15 protein-coding genes are annotated in these 19,096 nt (G+C 60.7%); 8 read left to right on the top strand and 7 right to left on the bottom strand.

The genetic code is table 11. The features are described 5' to 3' along the window. Window positions 1–102: 102 nt before the first annotated feature. Window positions 103–1,302, bottom strand: a complete 1,200-nt coding sequence (locus tag AAY24_RS13815; RefSeq protein ID WP_046860189.1) for a TraB/GumN family protein — start codon at window positions 1,300–1,302, stop codon at window positions 103–105. 187 nt (window positions 1,303–1,489) lie between these two features. On the opposite strand from AAY24_RS13815, the gene AAY24_RS13810 reads away from it, so the two are divergent. The 3 genes from AAY24_RS13810 to AAY24_RS13800 are packed head-to-tail and all read left to right on the top strand — an operon-like array spanning window position 1,490 to window position 3,675. Further along, window positions 1,490–1,906, top strand: coding sequence for a hypothetical protein (locus tag AAY24_RS13810; protein WP_046860188.1), 417 nt, complete (start codon window positions 1,490–1,492; stop codon window positions 1,904–1,906). Next, window positions 1,906–3,009, top strand: a complete 1,104-nt coding sequence (locus AAY24_RS13805) for an AI-2E family transporter (protein WP_046860187.1) — start codon at window positions 1,906–1,908, stop codon at window positions 3,007–3,009. The genes AAY24_RS13810 and AAY24_RS13805 overlap by 1 nt, the downstream gene beginning before the upstream one ends. 6 nt (window positions 3,010–3,015) lie before the next feature. Next, on the top strand, window positions 3,016–3,675 hold the full coding sequence (locus AAY24_RS13800) for a hypothetical protein (RefSeq protein WP_046860186.1): 660 nt from the start codon (window positions 3,016–3,018) through the stop codon (window positions 3,673–3,675). 184 nt (window positions 3,676–3,859) lie between these two features. On the opposite strand, the gene AAY24_RS18600 is transcribed toward AAY24_RS13800, so the two are convergent. Further along, a complete protein-coding gene (locus AAY24_RS18600) occupies window positions 3,860–5,875 on the bottom strand; it encodes a tetratricopeptide repeat-containing sulfotransferase family protein (RefSeq protein ID WP_052761250.1) in 2,016 nt (671 codons plus the stop codon). Window positions 5,876–6,047: 172 nt separating this feature from the next. After that, on the bottom strand, window positions 6,048–9,911 hold the full coding sequence (locus AAY24_RS13790) for a DUF3683 domain-containing protein (protein WP_046860185.1): 3,864 nt from the start codon (window positions 9,909–9,911) through the stop codon (window positions 6,048–6,050). 237 nt (window positions 9,912–10,148) lie between these two features. Between AAY24_RS13790 and AAY24_RS13785 the strand changes: the two genes are divergently transcribed. Beyond that, complete coding sequence (locus AAY24_RS13785; RefSeq protein ID WP_046860184.1) at window positions 10,149–11,117, top strand: 2-hydroxyacid dehydrogenase; 969 nt, start codon at window positions 10,149–10,151, stop codon at window positions 11,115–11,117. A 10-nt stretch (window positions 11,118–11,127) separates the two neighbouring features. On the opposite strand, the gene AAY24_RS13780 is transcribed toward AAY24_RS13785, so the two are convergent. From AAY24_RS13780 to AAY24_RS13765, 4 genes are all read right to left on the bottom strand, one after another. After that, window positions 11,128–11,457, bottom strand: a complete 330-nt coding sequence (locus AAY24_RS13780; RefSeq protein WP_046860183.1) for a PilZ domain-containing protein — start codon at window positions 11,455–11,457, stop codon at window positions 11,128–11,130. Between the two features lie 133 nt (window positions 11,458–11,590). After that, window positions 11,591–12,262 carry a methyltransferase family protein gene (locus AAY24_RS13775; protein ID WP_234422181.1) on the bottom strand — a complete coding sequence of 224 codons (672 nt, stop codon included), beginning with the start codon at window positions 12,260–12,262 and terminating at the stop codon, window positions 11,591–11,593. Then, complete coding sequence (gene ppk2, locus AAY24_RS13770; protein ID WP_335337176.1) at window positions 12,259–13,218, bottom strand: polyphosphate kinase 2; 960 nt, start codon at window positions 13,216–13,218, stop codon at window positions 12,259–12,261. Before ppk2 ends, AAY24_RS13775 begins: the two co-directional genes overlap by 4 nt. Window positions 13,219–13,375: 157 nt before the next feature. Then, a complete protein-coding gene (locus AAY24_RS13765; protein ID WP_052761249.1) occupies window positions 13,376–15,136 on the bottom strand; it encodes a chloride channel protein in 1,761 nt (586 codons plus the stop codon). A gap of 104 nt (window positions 15,137–15,240) precedes the next feature. Here AAY24_RS13765 and AAY24_RS13760 point away from each other — a divergent pair, with 104 nt between their 5' ends. The 4 genes from AAY24_RS13760 (at window position 15,241) to AAY24_RS13745 (ending at window position 19,002) form a co-directional block, all read left to right on the top strand. Continuing rightward, entirely contained in the window at window positions 15,241–15,960 is a 720-nt protein-coding gene (locus AAY24_RS13760) for a class I SAM-dependent methyltransferase (protein ID WP_046860181.1), read from the top strand. Between the two features lie 200 nt (window positions 15,961–16,160). After that, window positions 16,161–16,415: a FeoA family protein gene (locus AAY24_RS13755; RefSeq protein ID WP_234422180.1), complete on the top strand. Its 255-nt coding sequence runs from the start codon at window positions 16,161–16,163 to the stop codon at window positions 16,413–16,415. A gap of 41 nt (window positions 16,416–16,456) precedes the next feature. After that, window positions 16,457–18,769: a Fe(2+) transporter permease subunit FeoB gene (gene feoB / locus AAY24_RS13750; RefSeq protein ID WP_234422179.1), complete on the top strand. Its 2,313-nt coding sequence runs from the start codon at window positions 16,457–16,459 to the stop codon at window positions 18,767–18,769. Next, window positions 18,769–19,002 (top strand): FeoC-like transcriptional regulator, encoded by a 234-nt coding sequence (locus AAY24_RS13745; RefSeq protein WP_234422178.1) that lies wholly within the window; start codon window positions 18,769–18,771, stop codon window positions 19,000–19,002. The genes feoB and AAY24_RS13745 overlap by 1 nt, the downstream gene beginning before the upstream one ends. Window positions 19,003–19,096 lie beyond the last annotated feature (94 nt).

Raw genomic sequence — 19,096 nt, 5'->3', positions numbered from 1 at the left:
TGTGCCCACGCGGATTCAGATGACAACGGGGGCAGAGATGACGCGCCCACCCAACAAACCTGTAAAAAGCCCCCCCTGGCCAAACGGTCACAGTGCCATTCATCACCCGGTCAGACGATCAAAGATCCGGAAACCGGCCAGGTAGGTACCGGCCGCCGAGCCCAGGGTACTGAACAGGAATACCAGCAGGGTGCGGGAAACCCGGTTACGCCACCAACCCCGTATCCGGGTGGTATCGTGCTTGAGGCGGGAGAAATCCCCCACCTCCGGCTTGCGCAGGAAAATCTCCACCGCAGCGGTCACCATGCCGGCCCCGACCGTGGGATTGAGCGAGGTGATCGGCGCCGCCACAAAGGCGGTCACAATCGTCAGTGGATGGGCAGCCGCAAGCAGCGCCCCCAGGGCCGACAGTGCTCCATTGATCAACACCCAGTCAGCCACCAGTTGCCAGCCCAACGCCGGACTGCGCAGAAAACCGATCACGAACCCGGTCACCACCAGGGCCACGATCAACCAGGGGATCAGCTTCGGCCAGCGGCTGGGGGTGGGCAGATGATCCAGCTTTTCGATCTCCCGGGCCGGTCGATCCATGCCCGCTGCCAGATACTGGCGAATACCCTTCAGGTGTCCGGCACCCACCACCGCCAGCACCCGTTCCGGCGACCCCACCTGTACCTCCTGGATCAGGCGTGCCGCCATGTAGCGATCCCGCTCATCAATCAACGGGGTAAACAGATCTTTGCGATCCTCAGCGAACTCGGCGAAGGTGTGCTCCAGCACATCGCCCTCCTTCAATCCCTCAATATCCGCTTCGCTCACTTCGTCGCGGGACACCAGGCTACCCAGCAGGCCGGCAAACAGGCCAAAGCGTTTCCACCAGGGTACGTTGTGCAGCACCCGCTTCAGGGTGACACCGATTTCCCGGTCGATCAGCAGTACCGGCTTGTGATGTTCCTGGGCATGGTGGATGGCGGCCAGCTGTTCCGCGCCAGGTTCGATTTCAAACTGCTCGGCGAGCCGCTGCTGATAGGCGCCCAGGGCCAGATTGGCCGCCACCATGCTCACCTTGCCCTCCCGAATCACTTTGAACAGATCCATACGGGAGAGGGCGTCCGGATCCAGTATGGCCTGATAGCGGCTGGGGCAGAGTTCCACCGCCACCGCATCGTAGTCACCGCTTTCCAACAACTCCCGAACCTTATCGGCACTGGCCCGGGAAACGTGGGCAGTCCCCAGCAACGTGATCTGACTGCTACCTACCTGAACCTCGACCAGAGGCTCCTGTTCCACCGTTTCTGACATCGAATTTAACTCCCTGGCAAGCCGTGCATAATACCCTCTTTACCCGCCGTTTGTCTTTGCCACGCCACTCACCGGCCAATTTGGACGGTTACAGCAAACCGACGGGCAAAGCTGTTTTCCAAGACCCACTGCGTACAATTTTTTACTGATCCGGGTTACACTGCCGGCTTCAGACAAGGAGCGAATTATGACCCGAACCGTCCTGAGAGTCGCCGCCCTAGTGGCAACCCTCATTCTGCTCAGCGGTTGCAAAACCATGAACCTGATGCAGGACAAAAAAGAGGAGTCGCTACAGAACCGGCTGAAAGCCTATCAATCGACCCTGCGTTGGGGTTATCCGGGACAGGCCTACAACTTCCTGCGCAAGGATATTGCCGCCAAAACCCCGCTGCCCCAAAACCTGAGCAATGTGAGTGTCACTGAATACAAGGTGATCCGGCCGCCTGACCTGGTGGCGGAGAACCAGGCGACCCAGACTGCAGTGATTGGCTACATCTTTGATGATCGGCAGGTGGAAAAAACCCTGCATGACCGACAACTGTGGGAGTACGATCCGGAGGCCAAAACCTGGTTCCGCATCAACCCGATTCCCGAGTACCGTTGATGACCGAGGCGAGCCGATCAGCTGACGGAGGACGCTTCCTGCTGACCACGGCGGCTTTTGTCATCGTGGTGGCCGGCATGCGCGAAGCCCAGGGTGTGCTGGTGCCGTTTCTGCTCTCCGGCTTCATCGCCATCATCTCCGCCCCGGCTCTGTTCTTCCTGCGCGCCTACCGGGTGCCCTCGGTGATCGCCATCATACTGGTGATCCTGGCCATCGCCTCTATCGGGTTGCTGCTGGGGGTGCTGGTGGGCAACGCGGTGGACGATTTCTCCTCCCAGCTGCCCACCTACCAGGCCAAGCTCAAGACCCTCACCGGCGAGGGCCTGCAGTGGCTCTCCGGTATGGGCGTGCCGGTACCGGAACAGATCTTTTCCAAGCTGCTCGACCCGGCCAAGGCGATGTCCATGGCGGCCCAGGGACTGAGCAGCCTGGGCGGACTCCTCACCAACACCTTCCTGATTCTGCTGACGGTGGTGTTTATCCTGTTGGAGGCCTCCAGCTTCCCGGCCAAACTGCGCCGCATCCTGGCCAACCCGGAGCAATCGTTTCCCCACTTCGACCAGTTTATCGACAACATCAAGCGCTACATGGTGATCAAGACCGGCACCAGCCTGCTGACCGGCGCTATCATCTATCTCTGGCTGCTGGTGGTAGGGGTGGATTACCCGGTGCTGTGGGGTGTGATCGCCTTCTTTCTCAATTTCGTACCCAACATCGGCTCCATCATCGCCGCCATTCCGGCCCTGCTGCTGGCACTGGTACAGCTGGGACCGGGCGGCACCGCCTGGGCGGCACTGGGCTATCTGCTGGCCAACAACCTGGTGGGCAATGTGATCGAGCCGCGCTTCATGGGCAAGGGCCTGGGTCTCTCCAGCCTGGTGGTGTTTCTCTCCCTGGTGTTCTGGGGCTGGGTGCTGGGCACGGTGGGAATGTTCCTGTCGGTCCCCCTGACCATGACCATCAAGATCGCCCTGGACAGTAACGACAGTACCCGCTGGCTGGCCATCCTGCTCGGCCCGGAAGTTGATGATGAACCGGAGCAAAACAAACCCGGCAGTCTGCTACGCTGGCGGCTACCCCATAAACACGAGAGCGACGAGTAGTAATCCATGCCACTTCGATTCAGCACATTTCCCGGAAAACGGGAGCGCCACCTGCTGCGCAAACAGGACAATCCACTCTTTCCGGCGGAGCAACGCCAGATCACGCCCGCCCAACTGGAGGAGGCGCAGCGACTGGACCACGAAGAGCTGGTGGAGTTTATCAGCGCATTTCGTGCCCTGGTGCATGAGGCAACCCGCCTGCCGGACAACGCCGAGAGCACCCAGATCCTCTCCATCAAAGAGCGGCTGGACCAGACCTACGAACAGGCCGCCCGCATGGTGGACAATCAGCGGGAAATCCAGCAGGGAGTGGAAAAGCTGGTGGCAGTGGTGATGCAGGCGGTCAGGCGCGGCGCAGGCAACGATGCGGTCGCACTGCAGGAACTGGCCGACGAGGAGGCCGCCCGCACCGCCCACTACGCCCTGCTGGCCTATCCGCTGGTGGCCGATCTGCTGGACCCGGAATCAGTCATTGAAGAGCACGAACTATTGCCAAGCCTGCTCTCCGCTTCGGCGGATGAATTGCAGGCGGCCTGCTCACTGTTCGACCAGGAGCAACTCACCGCACTGATCGAGACCGGTAAGCGCCTGCTGGAAGAGAGGGCAGATGTACCGGACGAAGCCCGGGAGAGACTCCGGCAGCTGTCCCGGCAGCGGGACAATTAACCCATCACGCCAGACCGACAAATGCCCACTCACGACTTCACTGCCGTAGAAACCATAGGGTGGCACGCTTTTTGTGCCCACACAGTTGCAGACGCCGCGTGGGCACAGACGACGAAACTCCGGGAGCTGTCGCCACACCGGGACAACTAGTCAGCCACGGCGGGCAAAAAAACCGGTCGCGACCTCACACTTCTACGACATCCCCCAGAGCCTGGATCAGCGGCTGAAGATGTGCTTCATAGTGCCGCCAACGGGCCACCGATGTGGTGTAGATCGGCTGGCGCGCCTGCCAGATACTGGCGGTCTGGATTGCCCGCTCGGTGTTCTGGAACGCCAGACAACGATCATCCCATTCCAGCCCGGCAAACTCGATCAGCCCGCGAGTGGTGCCCTCCTGGTCAGCGACCATCTCCTCATACCGCAGATCCAGGATCGGATTGGGTAACACCCGGCGCCAATGGGCCATCAGGCGAAGATACTGGCGATAATAGTGTCCCAGGGCCTGCTGGTCGTAGGCATAGAGATGCTCTCCCTTGAAGTTCTGGAAGTAGATGGAGAGGCAGGTGTCAATCGGATTACGCATGCAATGTACGATCTTCGCCCTGGGAAACAGCAGCCCGATCAGTCCCAGGGAGAGAAAGTTGGATGGCATCTTATCCACTATCCGCAGAGCATCCCTGTCCAGACTGTCGAGATAGGCCAGGTAACGCGCTATCTCCGCTGGAAACAGAACTGAAAGATGCTCCGCAATCGCAGCTGGATAGGGTCGCTCCCCGCCACACGCTTCCTTCAGCCGCCCCTCCAGAGTACCGAAATAGAGCTGCTCCCCTCCGCCGTGGACCGCTGGATGGCTGGCCAGAATCTGCTCAGTAAGGGTAGTTCCTGAACGGGGCATTCCGAGTACGAAGAGGGGGCGTTCGCTATCACTGGCGATATCGGCGACCGTTTCAAACAGGGCAGGGGTGAAGGCGTCCATGAGTGCCTGGGTCTTCTGCTCCTGGAGATCGGATTCATAGCGGCAGCCCTTAAGCCGGTTACCCCGGGCATAGTGTCCGAAAGCGCGATCGTACAGACCGGCATCATCGCACACTTTTCCAAGGGCGAAATAGAGTGCGAGTTGCAGCTCATCGGAAAGGCCATCAGAATCAATCATCGCCTCCAGACGCTCAATGACCTCCGTTGGTGTCTCTCGACGATTGATACGCACCATGGCGAGCAGGGCCTGGGAAAGTCCCGGGTCGAGTTCCAGGGCCTGACGGTAACTCCGGGTGGCATCATCAAAGCGGCCCAGGCGGGACTGGGCTGAACCGATCTTCAGCAGCGCCAAGGTCTGCTCATAACCGGCCCCAGCGGCTGCCTGATAGTGCCCTACAGCCTCTTCCAGGTCATTTCTCTGCACACAGTAGTCACCAAGCAGAATCCGCACATCGGGATTTTCCCCATCCAGGCTGAGCAGGGTATCCAGGGTCTGTTTTGCCAGCTCATTTCTCTGATGAGCCAACGCCACCACAGCCAGGTTTTGCAGCAGGTCCAGGTTTTGCGGGGCCAACCGCAAGGCCTGCTGGAAGGCATCAATCCCTTCATCCATCCGATTACAATTGACATAGGCGACACCCAGGTTCTTCCAGCCGGACAGATAATCGGGATGCTGGCGGCAGACCGGCTCCAGGATCTGTACCGCTTCATCATTCTCTCCGATCTCAATACAAGCCGCTGCGTAGTTGCCCCGGGCATCGACAAAGTCAGGGGCCTGGCCCATCGCCTTGCGATAACACGCCAGCGCCTCCTGATGGCGTTTCTGGGCACTGAAGGTCATACCCAGCCCGTTATGTGCCTGGGGAAAATTCGGCTGTAGACGTATCGCCTTTCGGAAGACCTCACGAGCCTCGTCAAAGCTGCGCAGTGAGTTGAGCAGATTACCCAGCGTAAGCAGGAATACCGGGTTGCGCCGATCCAGCTCCAACGCCCGGCGCAACACCTGCACACCCTTCTCCCGCTCCCCGCCCTGACCATAGACCACGCCGAGCAGGTAATGGGCGTCACCACTGGAAGGGAACTGAACCACTAACCGCTCCAGTAACAGGCGTGCCTGTGCGCCCTGCCCGGCCTGGATCAACTGTTGTGCCTGGCCAAGCCCTGACGTCAGTTGGGGCGGCAGGGCCTTACGCTTCCCGGTCCGGGTCTGTTTCAGTTTTGCCATATCATCATCTCTGCTCTATGCAGACAGCCCGCGGGCCGCCCCTTTCTGCATCCTGGAACTTAAACCGGGCAGCCGTAGGGTGGGTACGTTCTGGGTGCCCACGCTGTCATCCGCATCCACGTGGGCACAAAACACCTGCCCACCCTACCAAGTGCGGTGGACAGTCCGTCTCTCAGAGCAGCACCCGTTCGATGCCACCCTGCACGACTCGCTGCACGAACTCCTGCTGCCAGTTCGGCCCCAGCCGGTCCCGCACCAGCTCCTCCACGATGTAGGAGACCTCGAGACCGGTCTCATCCTTGTAGCGGTTCAACCCCTGGGTACAGGCGGGACAGGAGGTGAGCATCTTCACGTTGCCATTGACCGCCCGCTCGCCGCCGCTCAGCTCCCTGATACCCTGCTCCAGCTCCTCCACCTTGCGATAGCGCAGCTGGCTGGCGATATCCGGCCGGGAGGTGCCCAGGGTGCCCGCCTCGCCACAACAGCGATCCGACAGCAGGACCGGCTTGTCCATCAGTTTGGAAGCCACCTCGGTGGGATTGTACTGTTTCATCGGGCTGTGGCAGGGGTCGTGGTACAGGTACTCGGTGCCATTGCCGTCTCCCAGTACCACCCCCTTCTCCATCAGGTACTCGTGGATATCCAGCAGTCGGCAGCCGGGAAAGATGTTTTCAAACTCATACTTCATCAGCTGATCGATGCAGGTGCCACAGGAGACGATGACCGTCTTGATGTCCATGTAGTTGAGGGTGTTGGCGACCCGGTGGAACAGCACCCGGTTGCCGGTGGTGATCTCCAGCCCCTTGGCGTGCTGACCCGCCGCGGTCTGGGGATAACCACAGCAGAGATAACCGGGTGGCAGCACCACCTCGTTGCCCAGTTCGTACAGCATGGCGATGGTAGCCAGCCCCACATCACTGAACAGCCGCTCCGAACCGCAGCCGGGGAAATAGAAAATGGCATCCGAATCATCCGTCACCCGGGCCGGGTCGCGGATAATGGGGATCATGTTGGACTCCTCGATCCCCAGCATGGCGCGGGTGGTCTTCTTGGGCAGTTCCACCCGGATCGGCCGACGCATCATCTCCACCGCCAGAGATCGGGGTTCCAACCGACCGGTGGTGGCGGCCGGTATCTGGCGACCCCGTCCCAGCAGGCCGGCCCACTTGAACGCCGCATGTCCCAGCGCCAGTCCTTTGAAACCCCACTCCAGCATACCCTTGCGCAGCGTGCGTATGGTGCGCGGATCGGTGGTATTGAGAAACGACATGGCGGCCCAGGTGCCCACATTACGCCGTTTTTTGCCCTGCACCGTGAGGATCTTGCGCATGCGCACGGTCACGTCGCCAAAGTCGATATTGACCGGGCAGGGGTTGAGGCACTTGTGGCAGATGGTGCAGTGATCCGCCACGTCATTCATCTCTTCAAAATGGCGTAGCGAGATGCCGCGCCGGGTCTGCTCCTCGTAGAGGAACGCCTCGATAATCAGGCCGGTGCCGAGGATCTTGTTACGGGGCGAATAGAGCAGGTTGGCACGGGGTACGTGGGTCATGCAGACCGGTTTGCACTTGCCGCAGCGCAGGCAGTGCTTGATGTCGTCGTTCAGCTCACCCAGCTCGCTCGCCTCCAGGATAATCGCCTCCTGCTGTACCAGGCGCAGGGACGGCGTGTAGGCAGTGTCCAGGTTGGAGCCGGGCATCAACTTGCCCCGGTTGAAGTGGCGATCCGGATCAACCCGCTTCTTGTAGGCGACAAAGTCGCGCAGTTTCGACTCCTCCAGGAACTGGATCTTGGTCAGGCCGATACCGTGCTCGCCGGAGATCACCCCGTCCAGGGACTGGGCCAGTGCCATGACCCGTTCCACGATGCGCTCCGACTCCCGCAGCATCTCGTAATTGTGCGAGTGCACCGGGATGTTGGTGTGCACGTTGCCGTCCCCCGCGTGCATATGCAGGGCGACAAACAGACGCGCATCGCGAATCTCCGCATGGATGCTGTTGAGACGCTCCTGCACCGCCAGCATATCCTGGCCATCAAAGATCTCGTTCAGCCGTGCCGCCACCTCCTTGCGATAGTTCTGCACCAGGTCGCGCCGCAGCATCATGTCCAGCAGGCTATCGCCGGGCTCCATTTTGGCCAGCGCCTTGTCCCCCAGCAGGTGGCGAAACCCCTCTGCCGGCGCATCCAGGTTATCCTGAATCTGCCGCCAGCGCTGCATGGATTCCGACACCACTTCACAGGCGGCGTCCCGCTTGGCCTGCAGAATGACGCGACTCTCTTCAGACTCCTCATACTCGGCCGGCAGACGCAGCTCCGGCATGGGACCGTGCAGATATTCCAGCACCGCCTGCATGATCTGCAGTTTGTTGCTGATCGACTGTTCGATATTGATCTGTTCAATGCCACGGCTGTACTCGGCCAGTCGCTCCAGGGGGATCACCACGTCCTCATTCACCTTGAAGGCGTTGGTGTGGGCGGAGATGGCCGCGGTACGGCTGCGGTCCAGCCAGAAACGGCGCCGCGCCTCGGGACTGACCGCGATAAAGCCTTCACCCTCCCGGGCATTTACCAGGCGCACCACTTCCGAAGCCGCCCGGGCCACCGCATCCTCGTCATCCGATACCAGATCGGTGATCAGCACCATCTTGGGACGTTCCCGGCGGGGCGCCTTGGTGCTGTACTTGACCGCCCGGATATAGCGTTCGTCCAGGTGCTCCAGACCCACCATCTCGACCCCGTCGGTGGCCGCGATACGGTCGCGGATCTCGATAATAGCCGGCACGGCCCGGGACAGGTCACTGCCGAAAAACTCCATGCAGACCGTACGCACATGGTCCGGCATGCGGTGCAGAATGAAGCGGGCCGATGTGATCAGGCCGTCACAGCCCTCTTTCTGCACCCCCGGCAAGCCGGACAGGAACTTGTCGGTGACATCCTTACCCAATCCCGCCTTGCGGAAACTGGCGCCGGGCATCTCCAGGATCTCCGGCTCGCCGATCGGGCGGTTGCTGTCCGCCCCATAGCGGGTGATGCGAAACCGGACCCGCTCCTGCTCGTGGATCTTGCCCAGGTTGTGATCCAGCCGCTCCACCTCCAGCCAGTGGGAGTCGGGCATCACCATGCGCCAGGAGGCCAGGTTATCCAGGGTGGTGCCCCACAGCACCGCCTTCTTGCCACCGGCATTCATGGCGATATTGCCGCCGATGGTGGAGGCGTTCTGGGAGGTGGGGTCCACCGCAAAGGCCAGGCCATGGGCCTCCGCCAGATCAGAGACCCGCTTGGTCACCACCCCGGCACCCACGGCGACGGTCGGCACTTTGCCTTCGACTCCGGGCAGTTCGCGGTACTCGACCTCGCCAAGCTGCTCCAGCTTCTCCGTGTTGATCACCGCGCAGTAGGGGTCGAGTGGCACGGCGGAGCCGGTATAACCGGTGCCGCCGCCCCGTGGAATAATGGTCAGGCCGCATTCGATACAGGCCTGCACAATGGCCGCCACCTCCTCTTCCCGGTCCGGGCAGATCACCACGAAGGGCACCTCGACACGCCAGTCGGTCGCATCGGTAGCGTGGGAGACCCGGGCCAGACCGCCAAAATCCACATTGTCACGGCGGGTGATCCTGGCCAGCGCCCGGGTCACCTGGCGGCGCAGATCCTTGTTGCGCTGAAAACAGGCGGAGAAAGTCTCCACCGCTGTCCGGGCAGCGGCCAGCAGGCGGATCGCATCCTGATTGCCATTGGTGCGGGCTTCAAACTGATCCAGCCGATGCTTCAGGGCGTCGATCAGGGCCCCGCGCCGGGCGGTATCCATCAGCAGATCGTCCTGCAGGTAGGGGTTACGCGCCACCACCCACATATCCCCCAGTACTTCGTAAAGCATACGGGCGGAACGGCCGGTGCGACGACTGCCGCGCAGCCGCTCGATCACTTGCCACATCTCCTCGCCCAGGAAACGGATAACGATCTCCCGGTCCGAAAACGACGTGTAGTTGTAGGGTATCTCGCGGATACGCTGGGGTTCAGTTGCGGGGTCAGCCATGGAATCTATCAACTCTGAGGGAAGAGTTACTCGCGGTTTCAGCAGTTAGGGTACGCACAGCGCCTTCTGTACAGGTGAGCCGGATATGTTAGCCCAATCCGGACTAAAACAGTAGGTCGTCTATACAAACCCGATCCGGCACAACCCCTGTCACTGCAGGGATAAGGAAAGAACCCGATGATTCTGCAAAGCACGTTCACACTGCTAATATGGAGCACAATCCGGAGGAAAGATCACATGCCACAACCAAAAGCCGTTTTTCTCGATACCGCCACCCTGGATAAGGGGGACCTGGATCTCAACGATCTTGCCGCTACCCCGTTTGACTGGGAATTCCATACCAACACCAGCAGAGAACAGGTACTGGACCGGATCAGCCGGGCCAGCCTGGTGGTCAGCAACAAGGTGATACTGGATCGGGAGATTCTGCGTCAATCCCCCGAACTGAAACTGATCTGCGTGGCCGCCACCGGCACCAACAACGTGGATCTGAAAACCGCCGCCGAGCTGGGTATCGGGGTGACCAATGTGACCGGCTACGGCACCGCCACCGTGGCCCAACACACCTTCTGCCTGATACTCGCCCTGACCACCCGGCTGCTGACGTACCAGGCAGCGGTGCGACGCGGCGACTGGCAGCGCAGTGATATGTTCTGCCTGATGGATTACCCGATCCGGGAGATCGCCGGCAAGACACTGGGTATCGTCGGCTACGGCACCCTGGGCCGGGGGGTGGCACGCATTGCCGAGGCGTTCGATATGCAGATTCTGCTGTCCCAGCGTCCGGGTGGCGCACCCCAGCCGGGACGCCTGCCACTGGAGGAGCTGCTGCCCCGGGTGGATGTACTGACCCTGCACTGTCCGCTGACGCCGGCGACGCAGAACCTGATCGGTGCCGCCGAGCTGGCCCTGATGCGACCGGATGCCCTGCTGATCAACACTGCACGGGGCGGCATCGTGGACGAACAGGCGCTGGCCGACGCCCTGCGCTCCGGCGCACTAGGGGGTGCGGGCGTCGATGTGCTGACCCAGGAGCCGCCCTCTGACGACAATCCGCTACTGCAGGACGACATCCCCAACCTGATCGTAACTCCCCACAACGCATGGGCCAGCCGGGAGGCCCGCCAGCGTCTGCTGGATGGTGTGGCAGCCAACATCCGGGACTATCTGGCGGGCGGTACCGCGAACCGGGTCGAGACCAACTAAACGGGAACGATCAGGGGAAGTCGGCCCCCACCTGATCCACCGGCAGCATCTGTTCGATTGCACAGGCGATGGAGAATCCGCCTCCGGCCTCCTCCGATGGGGTGCAGCGGATCACCTTGGCCACCGCATGCAGGGGGGGGGTGATCTCCTTGGCGGGCCGGATCTCCACATTCAGCACGGCGCCGGCTGTAAGCTCCTGATCGGTACGCAACTGCAGGCCACTGGCGCTGAGGTCCCGGACCATAGCTTGCTGGACCGCCTGCTCCCCCTTTACCCGGTAACGTGCCGTACAGTCCACCGCCATGCGATAAAAATCCCTCTTCTCTGCGTAGTCTCGCATTGCTCACCCCTCGAGTTATTGTTGATCCCCCGGCGCTGCTGCCGCCCGCTGATATTGTTCCACCGGGCCTGCCACAATCGCCAAATGACTCTACCCTTAAGGGTCGACCGGTTTGGCCGATCCTTAAGGGGTATCAACACCTTTTATCGACCGTCAGCCCCATCAGTTGGCGTGCCTGGGCAACGCTTAGATAACGCCAGGGCAGGGGAATCAGGGCCGGCACCCGCTGCCGGTAACGCCGGTAGAGCTCACCATGATATGCCAGCAGCTTGCGCTCCTCTAGACGCAGCCCCAGGATCAGGTAACCGGTCATCATCAGACTGGAGAGGAGCATGACGCCGTCCATATCCCGGGTCCAGAGGATCACCAGCCCGAGCGTATACCAGGGGTGACGCACAAAACGGTGCAGCGGAGAGATATGGAAATGCTCCTGATCCTCCACCCGCACCGCCCGTTCGCGCCACTGGCGCAGCCCGGCGAACTCGCTGCCGTCGTAATAACGTAACGACAGCACGAACCCGGCCACCGCCAACAACGCCAGCGTGTTGGCAATCCACCAGCCAGCACCCGTCCATTGCCAGAGGTAATCACCGTGCCAAAAGTAAATCAGCAACAGCGGCGGGATCAGGGTGACAACCGATAACAGGTTGAAGGCCAACCGATAGATCGGCATGCAGGCCGGCCAGCGCCCAACCACCAGACGCTTCAGCCAGAGTGACGCCGTCAACGAATGCAGAGCGCCATACAGCAGCCAGACGCCGCACACCACCACTACCTGACCGGTGCTGAGCCCTATCCCGGTCAATGGGTGAACTTACCCTTCTTCAACAGTTGCGCCTCCATAATCTCCAGCTCCCGGGCGCCGGACACCACCACTTTCGGATCCGGCACGAAATCCAGCTTCGGATCGAGCCGTTCATAGGGTACCGAGTTGAGAATCATCTTGATGGCGTTGAGTCGGGCCTGGTGTTTGTCATTGGAGCGGATAATGGTCCAGGGCGCATGGGTGGTGTTGGTCTTGCGCAGCATTTCGTACTTCACATTGGTAAAATCGTCCCAGCGCTCCTGGGCCTGCACGTCCACTTCGCTCAGTTTCCACTGACGCAGCGGATCATTCTTACGCCGGTCGAAGCGTTTCGCCTGTTCATCCTTGGTCACGCTGAAATAGAGCTTGATCAGTATCGTCCCCTGGCGCACCAGATCCTTCTCAAAACCGCTCACCCCAAGCATGAAGTTGCGATACTCCTCATCGCTGCAGAAGCCGAATACCGGCTCCACCATGGCCCGGTTGTACCAGCTGCGGTCAAACAGTACCACCTCACCACCACGGGGGAACTGCTGCACATATTTCTGGAAAAACCACTGGGTCTTCTCCTGCTCGGTCGGCTTGCCCAACGCCACCACCCGGTAGTGCTTCTCATTCATGTAGCGGGTCACCCGGCGAATGGTACCGCCCTTGCCGGCGGCATCCCGCCCTTCAAACAGGATAATCATCCGGGTGCCGGTGGATTCCAGGTACTGCTGCATCCTGATCAGCTCGGCCTGATAGGGTTTGAGCTGTTCCTCCCGCTCGAAGCGACGGATTGCCTTGCCACTTTTTGTCTTTAGCGCCTCCATGGCGGCACGCAGCTTTTGATTCTCCTGCTGAAGCTTCTTCAGCCGCTGCTCTTCCTCCCTGGCCGACTCCTGTCCGTTCTCCGGCACCTGCTGCTCAACCGCCTGCTCCATTGCCGCTCTCTCCTGCTGTTTCTCTGCCGCCATAAACACCTGCTCCTTTTATCACGCTGACTTTTCCGGATGCGTAAGCAACTCCAGTTCTCCCTATCATATTACGCGCCGGCGTACGCCACTGCATGCCAGGCAGGCTTAAAAGCCCGATCCATTGAGCCATATCAAACGTCCTGTACTGCCACCCTGCTCACAGTTTGTAGGCGGACTCCAGCTGTTCCCGGGTCAGCACACCGTAGATGCGCCGAATGCCCGGTGCAGTCATCCTCTCCACATAGAGCGCCTCGGCACCACCATTCAGTTTTTCCAGCGCCTCCTGCAAAGTGGCCTGGAGATAGATCGGCGCCACATCGATACGCCGCCCCGGAATCTCCAGCAGATCCAACTCGTTGAGTGCCCCGCCCGCGTCGCTTTTCAGGTAGCGCAACAGATCCAGGGCCGGCATCAGGCTGACCGGCTGTTCATCACCCTGGATCAGCAACCACTCCGGTTCATCCTGTAACAGGGCTTCCGCCTTGTCGTGGCTGATCAGGCGATCGACCCGGGCAAAACGCCGCCGCATGACACTGGCAACACCGGCACGGCGCAGCGCCAGCATGACCGGGTTGGAGTCATAATCTTTGCCAATCGCACGCATCAGGGTAAGGAACAGTGACTCTTTGTGGAAAAACTCCCTGACCGTCAATCCTGCCACCACGATCACCAGCATGCCAGGCATGATGGTCTGGGGTGCGTGAGTCAGTTCCATCATGGCGGTAAGCGCCGCCAGCGGTGCCTGCAGGGTGGCCCCCATCATGGCGCCCAGGCCGAGCAGCGCGTAGAAGCCCACGTCCAGCGTATCGTGATGGAACACATGGGTGGCAATCTGGCCAGTCAGGCTGCCCAGGCAACCACCCAGGAACAGCAGCGGCCCGATATTGCCTCCCGGAATACCCAGCCCAAGGGAGGCTACGGTGGCCAGCACCTTGGCCACCAGGATCATCAACAGCAGGCTTATCCCGAGCTCTCCCAGCAGCGCGCTGTTAACGGTGTCGTAACCGATCCCCATCGCCTGGGGCACCAGCAGCCCGATCACTCCCATCAGCAAGCCGGCTATCAGCACCCGGAGCCAGAACGGCACCGCGGCCACCCGTCCCATGGTCAGTTGCATCAGATGGATGAACAGGGATGCCAGCCCGCCCACCAGGAGGCCCAGCAGCAGCACCACCGGGATCTCCGCCAGGGAGGGCAGCGTCATGGACGGAATCTGAAACGCCGGCGCATTGCCGAACACGGCGATGGATATCACGGTGGCCGTAACCGCAGACAGAATGACCGGGATAAAACTGACCAGCGAGTACTCCATCATCACCACCTCAAGGGCAAAGATCACCCCGGCCAGCGGCGTATTGAAGGAGGCGGCGATGCCCGCCGCGGTACCGCAACCCAGCAGGGTGCGAATACTGTTGTTGGGCAGAGAGAGGCGCTGTCCCAACAGGCTGCCTGATGCCGCACCCAGCAGTATATGGGGTCCCTCACGGCCCACCGAATGACCGCTGATAATGGCCACGGCGGCCCCGACGAACTGGAGGATAAAGGCCCGCAGGGTGAGGTAACCCTGATGGTAAGCCATGCGCTCCATGACATAGGTGACGCCCAGTACAGTGTTACCCTGCCCGTAGCGACGGAATATGAGCGCTATCACAAGCGCCCCGCCGATCGGCAGCAGGAAACGGGCCCAGGGGGAGAGTGCTTCGTAGTTTTCCGGCATGCTGTCCAGCAGGAAACTGGCCTGGGTCTGCTCCACCACAATGCGGAAAAGTACGATCACGCTACCGGCCAGCAGACCGGTCAGAAGACCCAGAAGGGAGAGTTGCAACAGGGCATCATGCCGTGACAAATGTAGCTGCAACCGTTCCAGCCGATTCCCATACCAGCCCCGGAACCGTTGCTTCAGGTTGAATTTTTTCATTGTGTTATAGATTATCCGCCATCAACATAGGCACCAAACTTGCGCGGCATTCCGGTATTCGTGAAACCGAATCCCGCTTGATAACCCATAACAGGAACAGCAGCATGCAGATCAACGCCCCGGAAAAATATCAGACTGCCACAGAGCTTGAGATTATTCAGCAATATCTCCCGGTTAAGGATAAATTAATCCTCGAACTCGGTTGTGGACGGGCCTGGATGACCCGCCAACTGGCCGAACAGTTCGGCCCATGTCAGATCATTGCCACGGAAGTGGACATCATACAGCATGAGAAGAATCTGCTGATCGATGACCTGCCCAACGTCACCTTTCTGGCCGGCGGCGCGGAGGATATCAAACAGGAAGACAACAGCGTGGACGTGGTGATCATGCTGAAATCCCTGCACCACGTACCGGTATCATTGATGGATCAGGCCCTGTCGGAGGTTGCCCGGGTATTGAAACCCGGCGGTCTGGCCTATATCTCGGAACCGGTCTATGCCGGCGACTTCAACGACATCATGCGCCTGTTCAATGACGAAAAAGTGGTGCGGGAAGAGGCGTTCGCGGCGCTACAGCGGAGCGTGGCCAAGGGGGAGCTTGCGCTGCAGCAGCAGATCTTCTTCAACGCCCCGGGCAGCTACCGGGATTTCGACCATTTCGATGAACGCATGCTGCAGGTCACCCACACCGATCACCAGATCGATGACACCCTGTACCAGCAGATCAGGGAGGCCTTTAACCGTCACATGGGGGAGAACGGCGCCCACTTTCTCAAGCCCTCCCGGGTCGATCTACTGCAGAAACCGTCCCAGCACAACTGACCGCTGGAACAGCCGGCTACGCTCTCCCGCTTCGGTCTGACACGGTCGTCGGGCCGAAGCGGAACTGGCCGGGAATGGCGCTCCCAGCAACCACTGATCACAACCCTGCTTTTTTTAAAGTTTTTCCTCTCGATCAGTTGTTCCTAATATAATTCGGTGATAGATTAAACGTTAATCATTCTTATTGAGATGTTGCCGTGGTGGATACCGCCGTACCGTTGGACAACCGTGACACCCTGGACCATATACCGGCCGGGACACGGGCGCGTATCGCCCAGATTCAGGGGGGCAAGCTGCTGACCCGACGTCTGCTCGCTCTCGGTCTGCGGGTCGGCTCAGAGATCCTGGTCGTACAGCAACGCCGTCGTGGCGTGGTAGTCGCCAGCGCGGGTTGCCGGGTTGCTCTGGGCGGCACTATCGCGGAAAAGCTGTTGATGCAACCACTCGACTCATAACCCCAGCCCTGGGCTGGACTTCCCGGCCACCGGAGGAGATCGTGATCACCATCGCCCTGGGAGGTAATCCCAACTGCGGTAAATCGGCCCTGTTCAACGCCTTTACCGGTATCCGGCAGAAGACCGGGAACTGGCCCGGTGTCACGGTGGATCGCAAGGAGGGGCGCTTCCGGCTGGACGACCAGGATGTGGCCATCATTGACCTTCCGGGCATCTACTCCCTGGATGCCTCCTCCATTGATGAACAGGTCACCCGGGACTACCTGCTGTCCCGTGAAGCCGCACTGATTATCAACGTACTGGACGCCTCCAACCTGGAACGCAATCTCTATTTCAGCGTGCAGCTGCGGGAGATGGGCATACCCATGGTGGTGGCCCTGAACATGATGGACGTGGCACGCAAGCGCGGCATCGAGGTTGATATCGAACGACTCAGCCAGGAACTGGGCTGCCCCGTAGTACCCGTCGTGGCGGTAACGGGTGAGGGCATGGATAGACTCAAGCAGGCCATCAGCAACCTGACAGACCAAGCCGCAGGGTCATTTCAGGTCACCCATGAAGAGTCTGTGGAACAGGCCATCACCGAAATCACTACACACCTGGCTGATATTGCCTCGCCGGCCAACCGACGCTGGCTGGCGCTAAAGCTGTTGGAGAGTGACAGCCACGCCTTCAGCCTGGCGGGAGAACAGATTCGCCCACTGGTGGAGCAGTGGCAGGAACATATCCGTGATCGGGCCGGCGAAGATGCGGACATCCATATCGCCGACGCCCGCTACGGCCATGCCCATATCCTGGCCCAGCGGGTGATCCGGGAACGGGGACAGATCGGCCGCAGCCTGTCTGACCGTATCGATCGGGTGGTGCTGAACAAGATCGCCGGCATCCCGATCTTCATGCTGCTGATGTACCTGATGTTCATGTTCACCATCAACATCGGTGGCGCCTTCATCGACTTTTTCGATATGGCCGTCGGCGCGGTGATGGTGGAGGGGATGAACCACTGGTTGAGCAACCTGGGGCTGCCCGCCTGGGCACGGCTGTTTATTGCCGATGGCTTTGGTGGCGGTATCCAGGTGGTCTCCACCTTCATTCCCATCATCGCCTGCCTCTACCTGTTCCTGTCGGTACTGGAAGACACCGGTTACATGGCCCGGGCCGCCTTTGTGATGGACCGGGCCATGCGTGCCATCGGCCTGCCGGGCAAGGCCTTTGTGCCACTGATCGTCGGCTTCGGTTGCAACGTACCCGCAGTCATGGCGACACGCACCCTGGAGAACCAGCGGGAGCGCAAGCTGACCATCCTGATGAACCCCTTCATGTCCTGTGGCGCCCGGTTACCGGTATACGCCCTGTTCGCCGCCGCCTTCTTCCCCAGCAACGGCCAGAACCTGGTATTCCTGCTCTATCTGATCGGCATCCTGATCGCCGTACTGACCGGGGTCATCATGCGCCGTACTTTGCTTAGCGGCGAGAGCAGCGGCTTCATGATGGAGTTACCACCCTACCATCTGCCCACCCTGAAGGGCGTTACCCTGCGTACCTGGGACCGGGTCAAGTTGTTCATCCGCGATGCCGGCAAGGTGATCGTGGTGATGGTGCTGGCCCTGAACCTGCTCAACTCCATCAGCACTGACGGTCAATTCGGCAACCAGGACAGCAATCATTCCGTGCTCAGCGCGGTGAGCAAGTCGATCACCCCCCTGTTTGCCCCGCTGGGAATCGAGCAGGATAACTGGCCCGCCACCGTGGGCATCTTTACCGGGGTGCTGGCCAAAGAGGCGGTGGTGGGTACGCTGGACTCCATCTATACCCAACTGGCGCAGCAGGATGCAGGAACAGCACCGGAGGAGGTGCCGTTCCACCTGTTGAGCCGTCTCGGCGAAGCGGCCGCCACTATCCCGGACAACCTCGGCGCCGTTCGTGACCTGGTCCTGGATCCACTCGGGCTGAACCTGGGGGATATCGACAGCGCCGAGGATGCAGCGGCCGCACAGGAGGTCAACAGCGGTATCTTCGGTGCCATGGCGGCCCGTTTTGACGGCCAGGCCGGCGCCTTCGCCTACCTGCTGTTCATCCTGCTCTATTTCCCCTGTGCCGCAACCATCGGAGCCATCGTGCGGGAAGCCGGTGGCGCCTGGGCCCTGTTTGTGGCCGCCTGGACCACCGGCGTCGCCTACACCTGCTCCACCATCTTCTACCAGGCCGCCACCTTCAGCCGGCACAGCGCCAGCTCCGCCGCCTGGATCATTGGCCTGAGCCTGTTCATCGCCGGCGTTATCGTGGCCCTGCGTATCTGGGGGAACCGGGACCCCCAGGCGCCATCAATGACCGACGGCAAGGCAGCCGCCTGATGCTTGCTTCGATTAAACGTTATCTGCAACACCGGGGGCCGGTCTGCCTGTCCGATATCGCACTGCATCTGGGGGCAACGCCGGATGCCACCCGCGGCATGCTGGAGACCTGGATACGCAAGGGTCGGGTACGGCGCCAGTTGATAAACCCGGCCTGCGGTTCCAGCTGTGGAAAGTGTCGGCCCGACAGCATGGAGTTTTACGAGTGGAGCGAGGAGAAATCTGACGGCTGATGTCGGCCTATGATCGGCCCGGAGCACTATCCGCATGGGCACACAAAGCGTGCCCACCCCACTGACTGATTATCTGATCCACGGGCTACCGCGG

It is taken from the genome of Sedimenticola thiotaurini (assembly GCF_001007875.1).
Lineage (GTDB): Bacteria > Pseudomonadota > Gammaproteobacteria > Chromatiales > Chromatiaceae > Sedimenticola > Sedimenticola thiotaurini.
The sequence above is the reverse complement of the archived record's forward strand: the minus strand, read 5'-3'. Positions and strand labels throughout refer to the sequence as shown.

Coding starts and splice junctions, on each gene's coding strand:
- AAY24_RS13815 (WP_046860189.1), bottom strand. CDS start 1,302: ATGTCAGAAACGGTGGAACAGGAGCCTCTGGTCGAGGTTCAGGTAGGT.
- ppk2 (WP_335337176.1), bottom strand. CDS start 13,218: ATGGCGGCAGAGAAACAGCAGGAGAGAGCGGCAATGGAGCAGGCGGTT.
- AAY24_RS13765 (WP_052761249.1), bottom strand. CDS start 15,136: ATGAAAAAATTCAACCTGAAGCAACGGTTCCGGGGCTGGTATGGGAAT.
- AAY24_RS13805 (WP_046860187.1), top strand. CDS start 1,906: ATGACCGAGGCGAGCCGATCAGCTGACGGAGGACGCTTCCTGCTGACC.
- AAY24_RS18600 (WP_052761250.1), bottom strand. CDS start 5,875: ATGGCAAAACTGAAACAGACCCGGACCGGGAAGCGTAAGGCCCTGCCG.
- AAY24_RS13780 (WP_046860183.1), bottom strand. CDS start 11,457: ATGCGAGACTACGCAGAGAAGAGGGATTTTTATCGCATGGCGGTGGAC.
- AAY24_RS13810 (WP_046860188.1), top strand. CDS start 1,490: ATGACCCGAACCGTCCTGAGAGTCGCCGCCCTAGTGGCAACCCTCATT.
- AAY24_RS13785 (WP_046860184.1), top strand. CDS start 10,149: ATGCCACAACCAAAAGCCGTTTTTCTCGATACCGCCACCCTGGATAAG.
- AAY24_RS13760 (WP_046860181.1), top strand. CDS start 15,241: ATGCAGATCAACGCCCCGGAAAAATATCAGACTGCCACAGAGCTTGAG.
- AAY24_RS13745 (WP_234422178.1), top strand. CDS start 18,769: ATGCTTGCTTCGATTAAACGTTATCTGCAACACCGGGGGCCGGTCTGC.
- AAY24_RS13800 (WP_046860186.1), top strand. CDS start 3,016: ATGCCACTTCGATTCAGCACATTTCCCGGAAAACGGGAGCGCCACCTG.
- AAY24_RS13790 (WP_046860185.1), bottom strand. CDS start 9,911: ATGGCTGACCCCGCAACTGAACCCCAGCGTATCCGCGAGATACCCTAC.